Below are 18,927 nucleotides of genomic sequence, written 5' to 3'. Positions count from 1 at the left end.
GTACGGCCAACTTACTTGCCGGCCGGCTAGTTAACTTACTAGCCGCACGGTAAGTTGGTGGCGGACCAGGGTCAAGTGAATTGGGTGGGTGAGAGTGCGGGAGAGCACGAGCGGCACGCGGAACCGGATCAAGGCCGTGGCGCTGGAACTCTTCACCGAGCAGGGGTACGAGAAGACCTCGCTACGGGAGATCGCCGAGCGGCTCAATGTGACGAAGGCCGCCCTCTACTACCACTTCAAGAGCAAGGACGAGATCGTCTCCAGCTTCGTGGAGGACCGGCTGGAGCAGATCGACTCGCTCGTCGCCTGGGCGGAGGCGCAGCCGCCCGACCGGGACACCCGGCGGGAGCTGATCGCCCGGTACGCCGACGCCATGTTCACCGACGACCACCCGTCGGTGATGCGCTTCTTCGAGCAGAACCAGACGGTGCTCAAGAGCCTCGCCGCCGGCCAGCAGATGCGCGGCCGGATGATGCAGCTGGCCAGCGCCCTCTGCCGCGGTGACGACTCCCCGGCGGCGCAGCTGCGCGCCGCGCTCTCGCTCTTCGCCGTGCACAGCAGCTGGTTCGCCGTGCGCACGCCGCACATCACCGACGCGGAACGCCGGAAGATCGCCCTTGAGGTGGCCGACGAGCTGCTCGCCCGGATCGGCCAACCGGAGACCGGCAAGGCCTAGCCACCGGCGCAACGGCCGGGCCCGGCGGCCCGGCGCGGCCGATTGCGGGTTGGTCGACCCGGATTCCGTGCATGTCGGGGTGTCCGATCGCGCGGAGGCCCCGACACACAAGGATCCCGGCGCCGTGCGTCAGGTCCGAGGCAGCTCGAGACGAAGGGCCAGCAGCTCTACCCCCGGCAGCGGCGACCAGTCCTTCTCCCGGACCCGGACGAAACCGAGCCGGTCGTAGAGACGCCGCGCCTGCTCGGCCATCCCGTCGCGTATGCAGATCACCACGGCCGAGCAGCCGAGTTCGCCGGCACGGTCGACGCACGCGCGGGCCAGCGCCACCCCGGCACCGAGCCCCTGCGCGGCGGGGTCGACGGCCAGCATCCGGAACTCCGCCTCACCCGGGCCGCAGAGCTCGGCGTACCGGGAGCCGGGCAGCACGAAGGTGACCGAACCGAGCAGCCGGCCCGCCGCGTCCTCGGCGACCAGCACCGTGCCGTGCTCCGCCCGGGCCGGCACGTCGGCCAGCACCGCGCCGTAGCCGTTCTCCCCCTTGAGCTGCCCGTCCGCCTCGTACGCGGCCACCGTGAGCCGGGCGATCGCGGGAAAGTCGGCCGGCGTGGCCGGCCGGACGAGCAGCCCCGTCAAGCGATCACGGCGATCAGGTCGCCGTCCTGCACCACGTCGCCCTCGTTGACCGCGAGCTGCTGCAGGATCCCGTCGGACTCTGCGACGACCGGGATCTCCATCTTCATCGACTCGAGGATCACCAGCGTGTCCCCCTCGGACACCGAGTCACCCTGCGACGCGACGACCTTCCAGACGTTCGCCACCATCTCGGCGCGAATCTCCTCGGCCATCTTCGCCCTCCCTCTCCTGGTTGCCTGCCGACGTATCCAATCATGCGGCGGCAGGTGTGCGGCCGGCGCTGGCGGGCACCCACCTCGACCCGGCCCGGCCGGCCGACCGGCGTGGCCGACGCCCCGGCGCGGCGCGGGCCACGCGGCCCGCACTAGCATCAGCGGGTCGGACCCGGTGCCGGGCGACCGGTCGGTGCACCGGCGCCGAGGTCGTCAAACCGGATCCGACCATCAAAGGAGGTCACCATGGCGAAGAAGGCTCGCAAGAAGAAGGCCCGTAAGAAGAGCGGCGCCAACCACGGCAAGCGCCCCAACTCCTGACCTCGCGGCGGGCCAGCCCGCCGACGACCAGTCAGCATCCCCGGCCCCGGCCGGGAACGCCGGTGGCCCGGGTCGACGATCGACCCGGGCCACCGTTGCGTGTGCTGTTCTCAGTCGGCCAGTTCGCGCGACTCGGTGCTCTCGAAGACGACCAGTTCGGTGAGCTTGACGCGCAGGCGCTCACGCAGCTGCTCCGGCGCGGTCTCGTTACCGCAGCACCGCGCCACCAGCGCCCTGACCTCCTGCTCGATGCCGTACTCACGTAGGCACGGCCCGCAGTCGTCGAGGTGGTGCCGGATCAGCGAGCGCCGGTCGTCGGCGCACTCCAGGTCCAGGTAGAGGTAGACCTCGGCGAGCACCTCGCGGCAGTCCGTCTCGTGCGGCTCTCCACAGCTCACGTCACACCTCCCGGCCGGCGGGAGCGGTCGAACCCTTGGTGGCGGCGCTGAAGCCCCGCTCCTTGGCGTACTGCTCCAGCAGCTTGCGCAGATTACGGCGACCACGGTGCAGACGCGACATCACCGTGCCGATCGGCGTGCCCATGATGTCGGCGACCTCCTTGTAGGAGAAGCCCTCGACATCGGTCAGGTAGACCGCGAGGCGGAACTCCTCCGGCAGCTGCTGGAGGGCCTCCTTGACGTCGCTGTCCGGCAGCCGGTCCAGCGCCTCGGTCTCGGCCGAACGCAGCCCGCTCGAGGTGTGCGACTCGGCCTCGGCGAGCTGCCAGTCGGTGATCTCGTCGGTCGGCGCCTGCACCGGCTGGCGCTGCCGCCGCCGGTAGGAGTTGATGTAGGTGTTGGTCAGGATCCGGTAGAGCCAGGCCTTGAGATTCGTGCCCTGCTCGAACTGGTGGAAGGCGGCGTACGCCTTCAGGTAGGTCTCCTGGACGAGGTCCTCGGCGTCCGCCGGGTTACGCGTCATCCGCAGCCCGGCAGCGTAGAGCTGATCGACGAATGGCATCGCGTCCCGCTCGAAGCGGGCCCTGCGCTCGTCCGTCTTCTCGGTCGTCAACCGCACGTCCCCTCGCGTCGGATGCTTTCTCGCCGAGGATACGCGCACGGGCCTGCCCGCAGATTCACTTCCGGCCGGTGTGCTCGTGCTCACCGCGGCCGTTCCGCCCGACGTGGCGGGCCACTCCGGCCCGGCGAGCAGCTGGCGTAGCTGCCGCACGTCCCGGTCGTCCCGCTCCCGGCTCGGTGTCTCGATCGGCACCCCGGTCCCCCCTCCGCGAAGAAAAGTCGTCCCGGGGGTAGTAACACGGCTGTGGGGTGGAGCATTCCGAGCGCCGCACCTTGATCGACTCGGGTGCCGGGAAGTCGGGCCGCCCGGCAGGGTCGAGACCGCGACTTGCTCGCCGCCCGCCCCCTTTCCTGGTCCCGGCGTCGGCGCGGCCGGCGCTGGGACCAGGAAGGGCCTGGGAGGATGGTTCCGCCGCCCGAACCGGACGTTCGGCACCATCCGATGCAACGACCCTCCTCGGCTGCCGGAAACGGCTCGATCGGGACGCGGAGTCCACTCCGCCGAGCATCACCCGCCGCCGGGAAGCCGGTCCCGGCCCGGCCCGATCCGCGCGCCGACGTCCTACCGCGACCGCGACCGCGCGACCGAATCCGCCGGGACACCCGCCGCTCGGTCGCCCGCCCAGCCCTGCCCGCGCAGCCAGTCGCGCACCACCGCAGCCGTGCCGGCGGGATCCTTCCGCAGGTCGTGCACCTCACCCGGCCGGGTCACCACGGTCACGCCGGGGCTCGCCTCGGGCACCCCGAACGGGTCCCGGTCACCGTTCACGACCAGGGTCGGCAGCCCGGTGAGCAGCTCCGCCGCCCGGGACCGCTCCGGCCGGCCCGGCGGGTGCAGCGGAAAGGCCAGGGCCACGATCCCCGCCGCGCCGACCGCGCCGGCCGTCCGGCAGGCCACCCGCGCGCCGCTGGAACGCCCGCCCACGAGCACGGGCACGCCCGGGTGCCACTCGCGTACCACGGCGAGCACCGCAGTCCACGCCTCGTCGAGGTGCCCGGCGGGCGCGGGCGCACGTCGGCCGGCCACCCGGTACGGCTGGGTCACCCGGACGACGCCGACGCCGACGGAAAGCACGGCGTCGCGTACCGCGAGCAGATCCGGGGCGTCGACGTCGCCGCCCGCGCCGTGCCCGAGCACGAGCAGGGAGGCGACCGGCCCGGCCGGCAGGTCGGCGTCGATCCGGGCCGGACCGCGGACAGTGGTGATCTCGTCGTGCTGCGTCACCGGGCCATTCTCCGCCCCGGCAGACCATCAGCAGGCTCGGACCTGGCCAGGAGTCGGCGCCCGACGGCCGACCGACGGCAGGAGCTCCGAGCCGACCGCTCAGCTGAGCGGGACGAGAGTGAGCAGGCGGTCGCGGACCGGTGGGCCGGCCTCCTCGGCGGCCTCCGGATCCGGTTCGACCTCGGCCCGCCAGGCGACCAGCATGGCCCGGCGCTCCCGGGGCGTGGTCGCGCCCCACACGCCGTGGCAGTCACCGACCTCGAGCGCCCAGGCGAGGCACGACCCCTGCACGTCGCAGCTGCGGCAGAGCGCCACCGCCGCGTCGGCGGGCTCGTTCGGCGCGGGAAAGAACGTCTCCGGATCAACGGTCTGGCAGGTTCCTCTGGTCCGCCACGCCTCGTCCTCACGCCGCTCGCGCAGTGCGCGGAGCAGACGTGGATCTCGTCGTGCGGCAGCAACCTCGTGCGGGCGGGGCATACGCGCCCGGGTCATCCACCCACCTCCCCCGTGGGACCGGCAAGATCGATGGGTGTCGTCCGCCCCCTGCGAATCGACACTCACCACCGGCGCTGTGTTCTACCGCACTTGTGCGGGCGGTCACAAGGGGCTATCGGGAAGATGGCTGAACGGCCGGGCGACGTTTCACCCGTAACACTGGCAAATCGGCACGCGACAATGCGCAAGCCGCGATCAGAACAAGGTCGGCTCCGCCAGGTCGACGGCGCGGGCGAGCGGCACCCGAGCGGTCAACTGCGGGCCGTCGTTGCGTACGTCGCCCACCGCGGGACCGACCGGACGGACCTCCAGCCCGGCGAGCCACTCGGACGGAGGCGGGACGAGCAGCGGGGCCGGATCGTCGGCGGGGGCCAGCCACGACGCCCAGCGCTCGCGGGGCAGCAGCAGCGGCATCCGGTCGTGCACCTCCGCCAACTCGCCGAGCGCGGCGGTGGTGAGCACGCTGAACGTGAGGCGCTCGCCGTCGGCCGAGCCCCAGACCGACCAGATGCCGGCGAAGGCGAGCACCGAGGCGTCCCTCGGCGTCATGTAGTACGCCTGCCGGCCGCTCGGCGTGCGCACCCACTCGTACCATCCGTCGGCCGGCACCAGGCAGCGACGACGGGCGAAGGCGCCGGCATAGGCCCGGCTGGTCGCCACCGTCTCCGCGCGCGCGTTGATCATCCGCGCGGCCCCGGCGGCGCTGCGGGCCCAGTGCGGCAGGAAGCCCCAGCGACCCACGGAGAGGATGCGCTGCTGCTCCGGGCTCAACCGGACCAGCGGAACCCGGTCGGTGGGCGCGACGTTGTGGTCGGGGCCCAGCTCGCCACCTGTGTCGTCGGCGGACTCGAAGACGGCACTCAGCTCGCCGGAGCTCCGAGTCGTCGCGTACCTGCCGCACATGGCCCCCACGCTAACCCGCCGGACGGCTCGCCGGCTGTCCCGACTACCGGGCGGCCGACGTCACGGGCCGGCGGACACGGCAGAATGTAACCGTGGGGAATCTGACCGCGACCCGGCCGCTGAAGCCGTGGACCGCACCGACCGCCACCGACCCGGTCGCGGCCACGCTGCGCCTGCCCGGATCCAAGTCGATGACCGCCCGCGCGCTGGTGCTCGGCGCACTGGCCAACGGTCCGTCGACGCTGGCCGGGCCGCTGCGCGCCCGGGACACCGAGTTGATGGCCGCCGGCCTGCGCGGCATGGGCGCGCACATGTCGATCAGCGACGACGAGCGCTGGCTCGTACGACCGCACCGGCTCGTCGGCCCCGCGCACGTCGACGTCGGCCTGGCCGGCACGGTGATGCGCTTCGTGCCACCGGTCGCCGGGCTGGCCGACGGACGGATCAGCTTCGACGGCGACCCGCACGCCCGGACGCGCCCGCTCGGCCCGCTGATCGGGGCGCTGCGCTCGCTCGGTGTCCGGATCGACGTCGCCGGCCCCGGCAGCCTCCCGCTCACCGTGCTCGGCGTCGGCCGGGTCACCGGCGGCGAGGTCGTGATCGACGCCTCCGCCTCCAGCCAGCTCGTCTCCGGCCTGCTGCTGGCCGCGCCCCGCTTCGACCGCGGGGTGGTGGTCCGGCACGTCGGCCCGCCGGTCCCGTCCGCACCGCACCTGCGGATGACCGTGCAGATGCTGCGCGCCGCGGGCGCCGCCGTCGACGACACCGTCCCGGACGTCTGGACCGTCGAACCGGGGCCGCTCACCGGGCGCGGTTGGCAGATCGAGCCGGACCTCTCCGGCGCCGTGCCCTTCTTCGCCGCCGCCCTGGTGACCGGCGGCGAGGTCACCCTCAAGGGGTGGCCGCACAGCAGCGCCCAGCCGCTCGAACGGCTGCGGGAGCTGCTGCAACTCATGGGGGGCGAGGTGACCCTCTCCACCGAGGGGCTCACCGTACGCGGCACCGGCACGGTGCACGGCCTGGACGCCGACCTCTCCGACGTCAGCGAGCTGACCCCGGCGCTGACCGCGCTGGCCATGCTGGCGGACTCCCCGTCCCGGTTCACCGGGGTGGCGCACATCCGCGGCCACGAGACCGACCGGATCGCCGCGCTGGCCCGGGAGTTCACCGCGCTCGGCGCCGACCTCACCGAGTCCCACGACGGGCTGCACATCCGGCCCCGTCCACTGCGCGGCGGCACCTTCCGCACCTACGCCGACCACCGCATGGCGCACGCCGCCGCGGTGGCCGGGCTCGCCGTGCCCGGCATCGAACTCGACGACGTCGCCTGCACCTCGAAGACCATGCCCGAGTTCCCGGCGCTATGGTCAGCGATGGTGACGGGCAAGAGCTGACACGACGGAGGGGCGGGTCCTGACGACCAAGCGGCGGGAGTACGACGAGGACGACGTACGGGTCCGACCCGGTAGGTCCTCGCGCCCGCGTACCCGCACCCGCCCCCGGCACGCCGACGCGGTGGAGGGCTTCGTCATCGCCGTGGACCGCGGGCGCTACACCTGCGTGCTCGATGACGCCGCGACGGTGGCGGCCACCGTCACCGCGATGCGCGCCCGCGAGCTGGGCCGCAAGTCGGTGGTGGTCGGCGACCGGGTGGCGCTGGTCGGCGACACCTCCGGCACGGCGGGCGCACTGGCCCGGATCGTCCGGATCGCCGAACGGTCGTCGGTGCTGCGCCGCACCGCCGACGACGACGAGACCACCGCCGAGGGGCGGTTGGAGCGGGTGGTGGTGGCCAACGCCGACCAGCTCGTGATCGTCAGCGCGCTCGCCGACCCGCCGCCGCGCACCGGGTTCATCGACCGCTGCCTGGTGGCCGCGTACGACGCGGACATCGAGCCGCTGCTCTGCCTCACGAAAGCCGACCTGGCCGGCCCCGAGGCCGTGCTCGACTACTACGCCGAGCTGGAGCTGCCGTACGTGCTGGTCCGGCCCGACTCGGAGCTGGACGCGCTGCGGGCGCTGCTCGCCGGGCGGGTCTCGGTGCTGGTGGGGCACTCCGGCGTCGGCAAGTCGACGCTGGTCAACCGGCTGGTCCCGGAGGCCGCCCGAGCGGTCGGCACGGTCAGCGCCATCGGCCGCGGCCGGCACACCTCGACCAGCGCCGTGGCGCTGCCTCTGCCGGCCGCGCCCGGGGGGTCCGGCACCTCGGCCGGCTGGATCGTCGACACGCCCGGCGTACGCAGCTTCGGGTTGGCGCACGTCTCCGCGGACAGCCTGCTGCACGGCTTCCCCGACCTGGTCGAGGGCACCGTCGACTGCCCGGCCAACTGCCCGCACACCCCGGACGCGGCGGAGTGCGGATTGGACGCCTGGGTGGCCGCCGGCAAGGCCGACCCGCGCCGGCTCGCGTCGTACCGCCGGCTGCTGGCCTCCCGGGCCGGCGACAGCGACCCGCGGGGCGAGCCGGAGTCCCGGGGCGAGCCGCCCACGCTCGGCTGACCCGGGCCCGGTCGGCTAGGTTCTCCAAATGACCGGGTACGCCGACGACCTCGCCCTCGCCCACACCCTCGCCGACGCCGCCGACGCCATCTCGACGGCCCGGTTCCGGGCACTGGATTTGCGGGTGGAGTCGAAGCCCGACCTGACCCCCGTCTCGGACGCGGACACCGCCGTCGAGCGGCGGATCCGGGACCTGCTGGGCGAGCACCGCCCGGCCGACGGGCTGCTCGGCGAGGAGTACGGCGCGCAGCCGGCCGCCGGACCGGACGGGCGGCGCTGGGTGATCGACCCGATCGACGGCACCAAGAACTTCGTCCGCGGCGTGCCCGTCTGGGGCACCCTGATCGCCCTGCTGGAGGGGGATCGGCCGGTGCTCGGGCTGGTCTCCGCTCCGGCGTTGGGACGCCGCTGGTGGGCCGCGGCCGGCGCGGGCGCCTGGGCCGGGCCGGACCGGGACAGCGGCGAGCCGATCCACGTCTCCGCGGTGCGGCAGCTCGGCGACGCCAGCTTCTGCTACTCCTCGCTGACGGGGTGGGAGGCCGCCGGACGGCTCGACGCGATGCTTGGCCTCATGCGGGACTGCTGGCGCAGCCGCGCGTACGGCGACTTCTACGGCTACGTGCTGCTGGCCGAGGGGGCGCTGGACGTGATGGTGGAGCCGGAGCTGTCGCTCTGGGACGTCGCCGCGCTGGTGCCGATCGTGCGTGAGGCGGGCGGGACCATCACCGACCTGGCGGGCACGCCGGCCCCGGCGGGCGGCCCCGGCACCGAGCACAGCGCGGTGGCCAGCAACGGCGAGCTGCACGCCGACATCCTCGACCGGCTGCGTCGACCAGCCGAGCGCTGACCCTCGTCTACCTCTATCCTCGCCAGGTGGTCTCCTCCGGCTGGTGCTTCCTCGCCGCCATGATCGTCGCGTACGGCGTCGCCAACCTGCTCCAGTCGGTGGCCGCGGCGCGCACAACGGTGCACCACACCTTCGATCCCGGGCTGCTGCTGCGGCTGGCCGGGCACCGCACCTACCTGGTGGGCGTGGCCTGCCAGCTCGGTGGTTTCCTGCTCGCCTTCCTGGCCCGCCGCGACCTGCCGCTCTTCCTGGTGCAGTCGAGCGTGGCCGCCGGGCTCGGCGTGACCGCCATCCTCGGCGTGGTGGTGCTGAAGTGGCGACTACCGGCCGCCGAGGTGGCGCTGTTGGCGCTGCTCTTCGCCGGGATCAGCGCGCTGGTGCTGGCCGCCCGCCCGGCGCCGTCGCGGCAGCTCGGCACGGGCGCCGTGCTCGTCCTGCTGCTGGTGCTCGCCCTCATCGCCGCCCTCGGCTTCTTCGCGGTGCGGCTGCACGGGGCACCCGGCTCGGTGGCGCTCGGGTCGCTGGCCGGCCTGGCGTTCTCCGCCGCGGCGGTGGCCGCCCGCCCGCTCGCCTCCGCGCCGTCGGTGGAGGCGTTCGCCCGCAACCCGCTGCTCTACCTGCTGGTGGCCCACTCGGTGGTCGGGCAGCTGCTGCTCGGCCTGGCCATGCAGCGCGGCTCCACGACCGCGGCGGTGGCGGCGATGGACGCGGCCGGCGCGGTGCCCGCCGCGATCGTCGGGTTGCTGCTGCTCAACGACAAGATCTGGCCCGGCCGTGAGTGGCTGGCCGCGGTCGGCTTCCTGGTCACGCTCGCCGCGGTGATCGGCCTGACCCGGTACGCCGAGCCACAGCAGCACCCGGTGGCCCGGACGCCCGGACCGGCGATGGCCGGCGTCGGCCGTCCCCGCTGAGACCCGCCGGCGGTGGCGTCACCGCACGCCCTGCCGCCGCCGGTGCGGCTCACGCCTCGACCGGCTTGCGCTTGCCCACCACCCGCTCGTAGAGGCGCTCCAGCGCGGCGGCGGTCCGCTCCCAGGTGTAGCTGCACCGCACCCGGTCCACCGCCGCGTGCCCGTACGCGAACCGGCCCGCGTTGTCCGCGAGCAGCCGGCGCAGCGTCACCCCGAGCGCGCGTACGTCGCCCGGCGGCACCAGTCGCCCGGTCACCTCGTCGACCACCGCGTCGGCGATCCCGCCCATCGCGTAGCCGACCACCGGCACACCGCAGGCCATAGCCTCCAGCGAGACCCGCCCCGCCGAGGAGTAGTGCGGGGTGCAGGCGACCACGTCCGCCGACCGGTACCAGGTGGCCATCTGGTCGTGCGGCACGGCCCCCACCAGGCGCACCTGTTCGCCCACTCCGTTGCGCTCGGCCAGTTCGCGCAGCCGGCGCGCCTCGGCGTGGTTCTCCAGCTGCTCGACGGGCGGCCCGCCGGCGATCACCAGCTCGACGTCACCGACCAGCCGCATCGCCTGGATCAGGTCGTCCTGTCCGTGCCCGGGGGCGAGCCCGCCGACGGAGAGGATCCGGGGCCGCTGGTCCCGGGGCGCGGCCTCGCCGTCGGGGTGGAACTGCGCGACGTCCACCCCGGTGGGCACCATGGCGACCGAGGTGCGTTGCAGCCCCATCCGGGTCAGTTCGTCGACCTCGTCGTTGCACTGGGCGACCGCCACGTCCACCGCGCGGGTCAGCGCCCGCTCCAGGGGGATCCGCTCCCCCGGGCCGTCGTACGCCCCGCCGAGGTGGCGCAGCTGCTCGATGCCGAGCGAGTGGAAGGTCTGCACCACCGGGATGTCGGTCTCCCGCACCGCGTGCGCCGCGGCGAGCCCGCCGACCCAGTAGTGGCCGTGCACCACCTCGGGCGGCTCCTCGCCGGCCCAGCGGTCGGTCAGCCAGCCGCCGAACTCCGCCACGTACGGGATGAGCTCGGCCGTGGGCAGCGGCTCGGCCGGCCCGACGGGAACCCGTTCGACCTGGTAGCCGTCGAGCTCCAGGGTCGACGGCAGCTCGGGGTCGTCCCGGCGTTCGTAGACCCGGACGTCATGGCCTCGTCCGGCCAGCTCCGCGGCGACCCGTGCGATGTGTTGATGGGTGCCGACGGTCGGGCCGTCGGTCGTCCTGGACGGGCCGGCGTGCGCGCAGACGAGGCCGACGCGCATGGGTCACCTCCATGCGATGTGTCCAACGGTGGTCCTCCCGGTCAGAGGGTCCCATTAACCACGGCCCGAGAAGCCGAAACCTGGCAGATCAGGAAGAGCCCGGCAGGTCACCCGGACACATTCGCCACGAGGGCCACCAGACGCCTCGGAACATCGCCCTGTTGATCACTTTCGTGGCGATCCGGTCACCTTCACCGGCATGACCCGCCCCGGCCGGGGGTACGGGCCAGGAATGCCACTCACGCGCAGCCTCGACGCCGCCACCGTCGTGATCACTGGCGCCTCCAGCGGCATCGGCACCGCCACCGCGTACGCGCTGGCCAGGCGGGGTGCCGCGGTGGTGCTCGCGGCACGAAGCGAGGCCGCGCTGGGCCGGGTCGCGCAGCGCTGCGAGGAGCTCGGCGGCCGGCCGCTGGTCGTACCGACCGACGTCACCGACGCGGTCTCGGTCGAGCGGCTCGCCGAGCGCGCGGCGACGGGCTTCGGCCGGATCGACGCCTGGATCAACAACGCGGCGGTGGGTGCCGTCGGGCTCTTCGACGAGATCCCGGTGGCCGAGTTCCGCCGGGTGCTGGAGGTGAACCTGCTCGGCGCGGTGCACGGCATCCGGGCGGCACTGCCCCACCTCGGCGCCGCCGGGGGCGGGGTGGTGGTGAACAACGCCTCGATGCTCGCCGAGGTGGCGATGCCCTACCAGTCGGCGTACAACGCCACGAAGCACGGCCTGCGCGGCCTCGCCGACACCGTCCGTCAGGAGCTGCGGGTCACCGGACGGTCCAACATCTCGATCTGCACGGTGCTGCCGGCCACCGTCGACACCCCGTTCTTCCGGCACGCCGCGAACCACAGCGGACGCGAGGTGCTGCCGCCGCCTCCGGTCTACCCGCCGGAGATGGTGGCCGCGACGATCGTGCGCCTGCTGCGGCGGCCGCGCCGCGAGGCGTACGCCGGCAACGCGGCGCGGCTGCTCGGGCTCCAGTGGCGGCTGGCTCCGGCGCTGGCCGAGCGGACTCTCGGCTGGTACACGCACCGGACGCAGTTCGGGCCGGGCGTCCGCCTGGAGAGCTCGGGGAACGTGTTCCGGGCCGACGCCGACGGCCGGCGTGACGGCGGCTGGCACGGCCGACGCAGGCGGCTGGTCCGGATGACCGCCGCCTTCGGACTCGCGGCGGCCGGCACGGCGGTCGGCACGATCGCCGCCCGGTCCCGCCGGGCTCGGACGGAGCGCGCATGAGGCGGACCGAGCGCCCGGCGACCGTGGGGCAGGAGACGGCGAGCGGGCCCTGCCGGGTGGAGGCCGACGAGTCGTCGGCGGTGGTCCGGGTCCTCGGGCTGCTCGAACCGGCCGGCGCCCCGGCCGTACGCGAAGCGCTGCTCGCCCGGCTCAGCGAGCGTCCCGGCCCGGTGGTGGTCGACCTGACCGACCTGTGGGTGGCGGATCCGGCCACCCGTTCCGTCTTCGCCGACGTGCAGCGTGAGGTCGCCGGCTGGCCGGCGGCGGGTCTGCTGCTCTGCGATCCCGCCGCCACGGGCGACGACCCGGATCCGGCGCTGGCCGGGGTGCCGGTCCTGCCGAGCCTGGACGCGGCCCTGGCCGCGCTCGCCCGCTCGCCGATGGCCGCGGTGCTCAGCGCGGACTTCGCCCCGGTGGTCGATGCGGCTCGACAGGCTCGGGGGCTGGTCGCCGAGGGGTGCCGGCGGTGGGGTGTGCCGGCGCTCGCCGAGGCGGGCGGCATCGCGGTCACCGAGCTGGTCAACAACGTGGTGGCGCACGCCGGTACGCCGATGACGGTGCGGATCGCCCCGGCGGGCGAGGCCCTGCACCTGTCCGTACGCGACCACTCGCCGCGTCCGCCAGCCTTCGTCGGGCCGGCCGCCACGACGTCGATCGGCGGCCGGGGCCTGCTGCTGGTGGACGCCCTCGCCGACCGTTGGGGGAGCACTCGCCTGCCCGACGGCAAGCTGGTCTGGTGCGTTCTCCCCGCCGCGCCCTGACCCCTTCGGGACGGGTGGACTGCTGGGCGGTATCTGCGCTTGTGCCGCCTTTGCGGGCCGGGCCGACTGCATGACCGACGGGTCGAGTGGGTAGAGGTCCGTCATGCGCGACGACGAGTACCCGACGCCCGTGTCCGACCCGGAGGCGAACGGCCTGCCGGGGACCGCCGACGACGACTCGACCGCGAACGACGACGTGTTGACCGGTCGCGAGGCGGACGGCCCGGATCCGGCCCAGCTCCCCGGCGACCGGGACCCCGTCGCCGTGGACAGCTACGGCATCACCGCCGACGAGCAGCTCGACGGCGAGTCGCTCGACTACAAGCTCCAGCGCGAGCAGTACGAGCGCCCCACCGACGACCCGCTGGCCGGTCCCGTCGATCCCGGCATCGCGGCCGAGGCGGACAGCGAGGAGGCCGCGGCGCAGGCCCAGCTCGACGCCGACGTGATGGACGCGGGCCCGCGCTCGGACCCCGACTCGCCGGTCTCGCTCTACGACCACGGTCAGCTCGGCACGGTGGCCGACGCGGAGGTGGGGCGCATCGTCGAACCGGACGAGGGGGCGCACACCGACCAGGAGACCGACAACGTGGCGTACGACGCGGGCTCGGCCGGCGGCGGCGCGACCGCCGAGGAGCTGGCGATCCACGAGACGCAGCCACCGCACTCGGTCTGACCGGCACGGCGGCTCGGCAGCTCCGACCCGTCCAGCGGCGCTGCGGCCGTCACACCATCCGGGGGCGCTGGTGCGCACCAGCAAACCCTGACGTACGGTGGAAAAGCCGCGAAAAACTCCGAGAGCCGCTGCCGGGACGGGCCATGACGAACGCCGATCCTCGCGTACCGCGTACCGTTGGGCCCATCGAACCTGCCCTCCTCATCGCCGAAGCCTTCGACCGGGGCCGGGTGACCGAACTGCGTCACTCGGTCACGTCCTGCGCCCAGGCCGCGGGCCTGCGCGACCAGCGACTCGACGACTTCGTGCTCGCGGTCAACGAGCTGATCACGAACGCCGTGCGGCACGGCGGCGGCCAGGGCTCGCTCCGCCTGTGGCAGCACGGCGGGACGCTGACCTGCGAGGTCGCCGATCAGGGCATCGGCATCAGCTCACAACGGCTCGACGACCGCAACCGCCCCGCGCCCGACACCGCCGGCGGCTGGGGCCTCTGGCTCGCCCGCGAACTCAGCGACACCATCGAGATCGTCAGCGCCGAGACCGGCACGATCGTCCGGATCACCACCGCGGTCCCCGCGCAGACCTCGGCCGGTCAGCCCGACTGAGCGCGCCGGCCGGGCTCAACCGAAGAGGGCGCTGACCGACTCGCCGTTGTGGATCCGCCGCATCGCCTCGGCCAGCGCCGGCGCGACCGAGAGCACCTCGAGCTTCGGGCCCCGCTTCTCGGCCGGAATCGGCACGGTGTTGGTGCAGACGATCTCCAACACCCCGGGCTGCTCGCTCAGCCGACCCAACGCACCGCCCGAGAAGAGGCCGTGCGTGCAGGCGAGCCGGATCGACTGGACATCCCGCTCCCGCAGGTGGTCCATCAACTCGATCATCGTGCTGCCCTTGGCGATCTCGTCGTCCAGCACGATCACGTCCCGGCCCGACACGTCACCGATCACCGCGCTGATGGTGACCCGATCGTCGCTGAACCGCTGCTTCGCGCCCGCCGCGACCGGCGTACCGAGCATCCGGGCGAAGGCCGCCGCCTGCTTGGCGTTGCCCAGGTCGGGCGAGACGACCACGGTGTTGCTCAGGTCGTAGCGCTTGAAGTGGCCGGCCAGCTCGCGCAGCGCGTGCAGGTGGTCGACCGGGACGCTGAAGAATCCGTGCACCTGCGGCGAGTGCAGCGTCATCGCCAGCACCCGGTCGGCCCCGGCGGACGTGAGCAGGTCGGCGACGAGCCGAGCGCCGATCGAGATGCGCGGGGCGTCCTTCTTGTCCGACCGGGCGTACGCGTAGTGCGGCAGCACCACGGTGATCCGGCCGGCCGAGGCGCCCCGGGCCGCGTCGATCATCAGCAGCAGCTCGACCAGGTGCTCCTGCACCGGAGGCACCAGCGGTTGGATCAGGAAGACGTCCCGCTCCCGGCAGTTGGCCTGCAACTGCACCTCGAGACAGTCGTTGGCGAACCGGGACACCCGCACCGGGCGAAGCGGCACACCCAGCTGGTCGCAGATCTCGGCGGCGAGTTCCGGATGGGCAGATCCGCTGAAGACGGCGATGTCGCGCACGTTTGCAGATCGTACGGCCGGACGCGGGACGCGCCGCGCGCCGGGCCGTACGGCTCGGCGGCGAAACACGACGGACGCCGATCGGAGCGGTCGGCACGACCGCGCCGGTGCGGGTACGGTGCTGCCGTGACCGGAGAGTACGTCGCCGCCATCGATCAGGGCACCACCTCTTCGAGGTGCATCGTCTTCGACCGGGCGGGGGAGATCGTCTCCGTGGCGCAGCGGGAGCACCGGCAGATCTTCCCCCGCCCCGGCTGGGTCGAGCACGACGCCGAGGAGATCTGGGCGAACGTCGAGCACGTGGTGCGCGAGGCGCTGCGGGCGGCCGGCACCGACGCCGCCGGTCTCGCCGCCGTCGGCATCACCAACCAGCGGGAGACCACAGTGGTCTGGGACCGGGCGACCGGTCGCCCGGTGGCGAACGCGATCGTCTGGCAGGACACCCGGACCGGGGAGCTGCTGCGCGAGCTCGACCAGGCGTACGGCGAGCAGCGGTTCCGGGAACGCACCGGGCTGCCGCTGGCGACCTACTTCGCCGGGCCGAAGCTGCGCTGGCTGCTGGAGAACGTCGACGGGCTGCGGGCCCGGGCCGAGGCCGGCGAGGTGCTCTTCGGCACCATGGACAGCTGGCTGATCTGGAAGTTGACCGGCCGGCACGTCACCGACGTGACCAACGCGAGCCGCACCATGCTGATGAACCTCGCCACCCTCCAGTGGGATCCGGAACTGCTCGACGCGATGGGTGTACCGGCCGCGATGCTGCCGGAGATCCGCAGCTCCGCCGAGGTCTACGCGACGGCGACCGGGGTGCTCGCCGGGGTGCCGGTGGCCAGCGCCCTCGGCGACCAGCAGGCCGCGCTCTTCGGGCAGGCCTGCTTCCAGCCGGGAGAGGCGAAGTGCACGTACGGCACCGGCAGTTTCCTGCTGCTCAACACGGGCACGAGCGCGGTCACCTCGGCGCACGGCCTGCTCACCACCGTCGCCTACCGGATCGCGGAGGAGCCGCCCGCGTACGCCCTGGAGGGGGCCATCGCGGTGACCGGCGCCCTGGTCCAGTGGCTACGGGACAACCTGGGCCTCATCTCCACCGCGCCCGAGGTCGAGGAGCTGGCCGGCACGGTCGAGGACAACGGCGGCTGCTACGTGGTGCCGGCCTTCTCCGGGCTCTTCGCCCCGCACTGGCGCAGCGACGCGCGCGGAGTCATCGCCGGGCTCACCGGCTACATCACCAAGGGGCACCTGGCCCGAGCGGTGCTGGAGGCGTCGGCCTGGCAGACCCGCGAGGTGGTCGACGCGATGAACGCCGACTCGGACGTCGCGCTGCGACGGCTCCGGGTGGACGGTGGCATGACGGCCAACGGGCTGCTCATGCAGTTCCTCGCCGACGTGCTCGACGTCCCGGTGGTCCGCTCCCGGATCACCGAGACCACCTGCCTCGGCGCTGCGTACGCGGCCGGCCTGGCGGTCGGCTTCTGGCCCGACCTGGCCACGCTGCGCTCCCACTGGCGCTCGGACGCCGAGTGGGCGCCGCGGATGGACCCGGCGCATCGCGACCGTGAGCTGCGCAACTGGCGCAAGGCCGTGCAGCGGACCCTGGACTGGGTCGACTGACGCTCCCGGGCACCACGTCCGGCGGCGCGCGCGAGACGGCTGCCCCGGCGCCGGCCGGCACTTTCACCATCTGACGCGGCCGTCACCGTCACGAAGGGACCGGTACTCTTCGAGCCGGACGCCCACGGGCGTTCCGGTCCGTCCCTTCCACGACCGAGCGGGGCCATCGTGCGCGTGCTGACAGTCTCCCCAGATCGACCCGGCGCCTGTCCGACCATTTCGGACGCGCTCGAGATCGCCTCGGACGGCGCGGTGGTCTCGATCGAGGCCGGCGTCTACCGCGAGGCCCTGCACCTCGCCGGTCGGCGGATCACCCTGTCGGCCGCGGGCGAGGCCGGTTCGGTCACGATCGACGGCGAGGGGGCCGGCCGGCCGACGATCGGTTGCGCCGGCGGCGAGGTCGTCCTCCAGGGCCTGGTCGTGAAGGGCGCCGATCACCCCGCCGTCCAGGCGGCCGGCGGCCGGCTACGGATGGAGAAGTGCACGGTCGCCGCGGGCTACGCCGCGGCGGTGTCGGTCACCGACGGCGCGCGGCTGGACGCCGTCGAGGTGACGGTCACCGGCGGGCAGCACGGCATGGTCATCTCCGACGCCGGCGGCACGATCGAGCAGTGCGAGATCCGGGACGTCGCCGAGGACGGCATCATCGTCCGGCTCGGCGCCGATCCGACGATCCGCAACTGCACCGTGGTCAACAGCGGCTTCCGCGGCATGTACGTCTACCAGGCCGCCCGCCCCACCATCGAACGCTGCGACATCTCGGCCACCGGTGACGCGGGCATCGTGGTCGCGCTGCAGAGCGGCCCGACCATCGTGGACTGCTGGGTGCACGACACCCCCGGCGTCGGCATCGACGTGGGCCGGGGCTGCGCCGGGGTGGTGGAGGGCTGCCGGACCGAGCAGACCGCCCGGCCGGGCATCCGGATCGCCGAGGGCGCGACCACGGTGCTCCGCGAGGGCGAGGCGGGCGGCGGGCGGCCGAAGGCCGGCGTCAGCTCGGGCAGCTCCGTCGGGCAGGACGAACAGAAGGTCGACGAACTCCTCGGTGAGCTCGACTCGATGATCGGCCTGGAGGGGGTGAAGGCGGAGGTCCGCTCGCTGATCGACGAGATCCAGGTCAACGAGTGGCGGCGCAACGCCGGCCTGTCGGTCGGCGCGGTCAGCCATCACCTGATCTTCACCGGCGCCCCGGGCACCGGTAAGACGACAGTGGCCCGCCTGTACGGACAGCTGCTCAAGGCCCTCGGGGTGCTGCCGAACGGCCAGTTCCGCGAGGTCGCCCGCCGCGACCTGGTCGGGCAGTACATCGGCCACACCGCGGAGAAGACCTCCTCGGTGTTCAACGAGGCGCTGGGCGGCGTGCTCTTCATCGACGAGGCGTACACCCTCTCCCGGGCCGGGAGCACGGGTGGCGACTTCGGTCAGGAGGCGATCGACACCCTGGTCAAGCTCATGGAGGACCACCGGGACCAGGTCGCCGTCATCGTGGCCGGTTACACCAACGAGATGGCTGCCTTCCTGGACGCGAACTCGGGTCTGGCCTCCCGGTTCGCCAAGACGCTGGAGTTCGAGAACTACAGCCCGGAACAGCTGGTCGAGATCGTCGGGCGGATCGCCCGCAACGACGACTACGTGCTGCTCGACGGCCTGACCGACGGGCTGCTGGAGTGGTTCGGCCAGATCGACCGGGACCAGAACTTCGGCAACGCGCGCGAGGCTCGCAAGCTGATCGAGGGGATGCGCAAGGCCCAGTCCGGGCGGCTGCGTGCGCTGGGCCGGATGCCGAGCCGGGACGACCTGCGCACCCTGGTGCTGGAGGACCTGCTCGTCGCCACCCGCTGACCGGGGGTCCCGATCCGACGGCTGCCCTCCCTGCCAGGCCACCGCGCCGGCGGCGGGCCCGGTCGCCGCCATCGGGGTACGGCTCGACGGGCCGCGGCGACCGGATGGTCGACAACGACCGGTCGGCGTCGAACGCCTACCGGGAGGGCGCGGGAGACGATGCGCGTACGGTCTTCAGTGTCCGGTGGCCCACGGGTCCCGGGCGAGGCACCGAAGTTCCTATGATGAGCGGAGCCCGAGTGCCGACCACA

The 18,927-nt window shown here is 73.4% G+C and carries 20 protein-coding genes and 1 pseudogene; 12 read left to right on the top strand and 9 right to left on the bottom strand.

The genetic code is table 11. The features are described from left to right. The first annotated feature begins 88 nt into the window (after window positions 1–88). On the top strand, window positions 89–676 hold the full coding sequence (locus tag D7147_RS18515) for a TetR/AcrR family transcriptional regulator (protein ID WP_199716584.1): 588 nt from the start codon (window positions 89–91) through the stop codon (window positions 674–676). A 129-nt stretch (window positions 677–805) separates the two neighbouring features. On the opposite strand, the gene D7147_RS18510 is transcribed toward D7147_RS18515, so the two are convergent. After that, window positions 806–1,312 carry a GNAT family N-acetyltransferase gene (locus D7147_RS18510; protein WP_120679322.1) on the bottom strand — a complete coding sequence of 169 codons (507 nt, stop codon included), beginning with the start codon at window positions 1,310–1,312 and terminating at the stop codon, window positions 806–808. After that, entirely contained in the window at window positions 1,309–1,524 is a 216-nt protein-coding gene (locus tag D7147_RS18505; RefSeq protein ID WP_120679319.1) for a biotin/lipoyl-binding carrier protein, read from the bottom strand. Before D7147_RS18505 ends, D7147_RS18510 begins: the two co-directional genes overlap by 4 nt. A gap of 246 nt (window positions 1,525–1,770) precedes the next feature. Here D7147_RS18505 and D7147_RS33705 point away from each other — a divergent pair, with 246 nt between their 5' ends. Further along, window positions 1,771–1,845 carry a 50S ribosomal protein bL37 gene (locus tag D7147_RS33705; protein WP_369700219.1) on the top strand — a complete coding sequence of 25 codons (75 nt, stop codon included), beginning with the start codon at window positions 1,771–1,773 and terminating at the stop codon, window positions 1,843–1,845. A 110-nt stretch (window positions 1,846–1,955) separates the two neighbouring features. Here D7147_RS33705 and rsrA read toward each other — a convergent pair whose 3' ends face one another. From rsrA to D7147_RS18480, 5 genes are all read right to left on the bottom strand, one after another. Beyond that, entirely contained in the window at window positions 1,956–2,243 is a 288-nt protein-coding gene (gene rsrA, locus D7147_RS18500; RefSeq protein ID WP_120679316.1) for a mycothiol system anti-sigma-R factor, read from the bottom strand. A 1-nt stretch (window position 2,244) separates the two neighbouring features. After that, the gene (locus D7147_RS18495) at window positions 2,245–3,057 is read right to left on the bottom strand and encodes a sigma-70 family RNA polymerase sigma factor (RefSeq protein ID WP_120679314.1); all 813 of its coding nucleotides are present in this window, start codon (window positions 3,055–3,057) and stop codon (window positions 2,245–2,247) included. Between the two features lie 369 nt (window positions 3,058–3,426). After that, window positions 3,427–4,089 carry an alpha/beta hydrolase family protein gene (locus D7147_RS18490; RefSeq protein ID WP_120679312.1) on the bottom strand — a complete coding sequence of 221 codons (663 nt, stop codon included), beginning with the start codon at window positions 4,087–4,089 and terminating at the stop codon, window positions 3,427–3,429. A gap of 99 nt (window positions 4,090–4,188) precedes the next feature. Beyond that, window positions 4,189–4,581 (bottom strand): WhiB family transcriptional regulator, encoded by a 393-nt coding sequence (locus D7147_RS18485; protein ID WP_120679310.1) that lies wholly within the window; start codon window positions 4,579–4,581, stop codon window positions 4,189–4,191. A gap of 198 nt (window positions 4,582–4,779) precedes the next feature. Then, entirely contained in the window at window positions 4,780–5,487 is a 708-nt protein-coding gene (locus D7147_RS18480; RefSeq protein ID WP_120679308.1) for an SOS response-associated peptidase, read from the bottom strand. Between the two features lie 92 nt (window positions 5,488–5,579). Here D7147_RS18480 and aroA point away from each other — a divergent pair, with 92 nt between their 5' ends. From aroA to D7147_RS18460, 4 genes and pseudogenes are all read left to right on the top strand, one after another. After that, complete coding sequence (gene aroA, locus D7147_RS18475) at window positions 5,580–6,881, top strand: 3-phosphoshikimate 1-carboxyvinyltransferase (RefSeq protein ID WP_120679306.1); 1,302 nt, start codon at window positions 5,580–5,582, stop codon at window positions 6,879–6,881. Window positions 6,882–7,002: 121 nt separating this feature from the next. Next, window positions 7,003–7,986: a ribosome small subunit-dependent GTPase A gene (rsgA, locus tag D7147_RS18470; protein ID WP_233563215.1), complete on the top strand. Its 984-nt coding sequence runs from the start codon at window positions 7,003–7,005 to the stop codon at window positions 7,984–7,986. A 28-nt stretch (window positions 7,987–8,014) separates the two neighbouring features. Beyond that, window positions 8,015–8,833, top strand: coding sequence for a histidinol-phosphatase (gene hisN / locus D7147_RS18465; protein ID WP_120679302.1), 819 nt, complete (start codon window positions 8,015–8,017; stop codon window positions 8,831–8,833). Window positions 8,834–8,859: 26 nt separating this feature from the next. Continuing rightward, window positions 8,860–9,836 (top strand): annotated as a pseudogene (locus D7147_RS18460) (hypothetical protein). On the opposite strand, the gene D7147_RS18455 reads toward D7147_RS18460, so the two are convergent. Beyond that, window positions 9,794–10,993, bottom strand: coding sequence for a glycosyltransferase (locus tag D7147_RS18455; protein ID WP_120679298.1), 1,200 nt, complete (start codon window positions 10,991–10,993; stop codon window positions 9,794–9,796). The pseudogene D7147_RS18460 and the gene D7147_RS18455 overlap by 43 nt on opposite strands. Before the next feature lie 232 nt (window positions 10,994–11,225). On the opposite strand from D7147_RS18455, the gene D7147_RS18450 reads away from it, so the two are divergent. From D7147_RS18450 to D7147_RS18435, 4 genes are all read left to right on the top strand, one after another. Continuing rightward, on the top strand, window positions 11,226–12,227 hold the full coding sequence (locus D7147_RS18450; protein ID WP_120679296.1) for an SDR family oxidoreductase: 1,002 nt from the start codon (window positions 11,226–11,228) through the stop codon (window positions 12,225–12,227). Then, entirely contained in the window at window positions 12,224–12,988 is a 765-nt protein-coding gene (locus D7147_RS18445; RefSeq protein ID WP_120679294.1) for an ATP-binding protein, read from the top strand. Before D7147_RS18450 ends, D7147_RS18445 begins: the two co-directional genes overlap by 4 nt. 103 nt (window positions 12,989–13,091) lie before the next feature. Then, entirely contained in the window at window positions 13,092–13,664 is a 573-nt protein-coding gene (locus D7147_RS18440; RefSeq protein WP_120679292.1) for a DUF5709 domain-containing protein, read from the top strand. A 143-nt stretch (window positions 13,665–13,807) separates the two neighbouring features. After that, on the top strand, window positions 13,808–14,269 hold the full coding sequence (locus tag D7147_RS18435) for an ATP-binding protein (RefSeq protein ID WP_120679289.1): 462 nt from the start codon (window positions 13,808–13,810) through the stop codon (window positions 14,267–14,269). A gap of 15 nt (window positions 14,270–14,284) precedes the next feature. On the opposite strand, the gene D7147_RS18430 is transcribed toward D7147_RS18435, so the two are convergent. Further along, window positions 14,285–15,223, bottom strand: a complete 939-nt coding sequence (locus D7147_RS18430) for a ribose-phosphate diphosphokinase (protein ID WP_120679858.1) — start codon at window positions 15,221–15,223, stop codon at window positions 14,285–14,287. A gap of 126 nt (window positions 15,224–15,349) precedes the next feature. On the opposite strand from D7147_RS18430, the gene glpK reads away from it, so the two are divergent. Both glpK and D7147_RS18420 read left to right on the top strand, forming a co-directional pair. Further along, entirely contained in the window at window positions 15,350–16,834 is a 1,485-nt protein-coding gene (gene glpK, locus D7147_RS18425; protein ID WP_199716583.1) for a glycerol kinase GlpK, read from the top strand. A gap of 165 nt (window positions 16,835–16,999) precedes the next feature. After that, the gene (locus tag D7147_RS18420) at window positions 17,000–18,676 is read left to right on the top strand and encodes a right-handed parallel beta-helix repeat-containing protein (RefSeq protein WP_120679287.1); all 1,677 of its coding nucleotides are present in this window, start codon (window positions 17,000–17,002) and stop codon (window positions 18,674–18,676) included. Window positions 18,677–18,927: the final 251 nt, after the last annotated feature.

Origin of the sequence: Micromonospora musae, from assembly GCF_003626545.1 — a bacterium.
Lineage (GTDB): Bacteria > Actinomycetota > Actinomycetes > Mycobacteriales > Micromonosporaceae > Micromonospora > Micromonospora musae.
The sequence above is the reverse complement of the archived record's forward strand: the minus strand, read 5'-3'. Positions and strand labels throughout refer to the sequence as shown.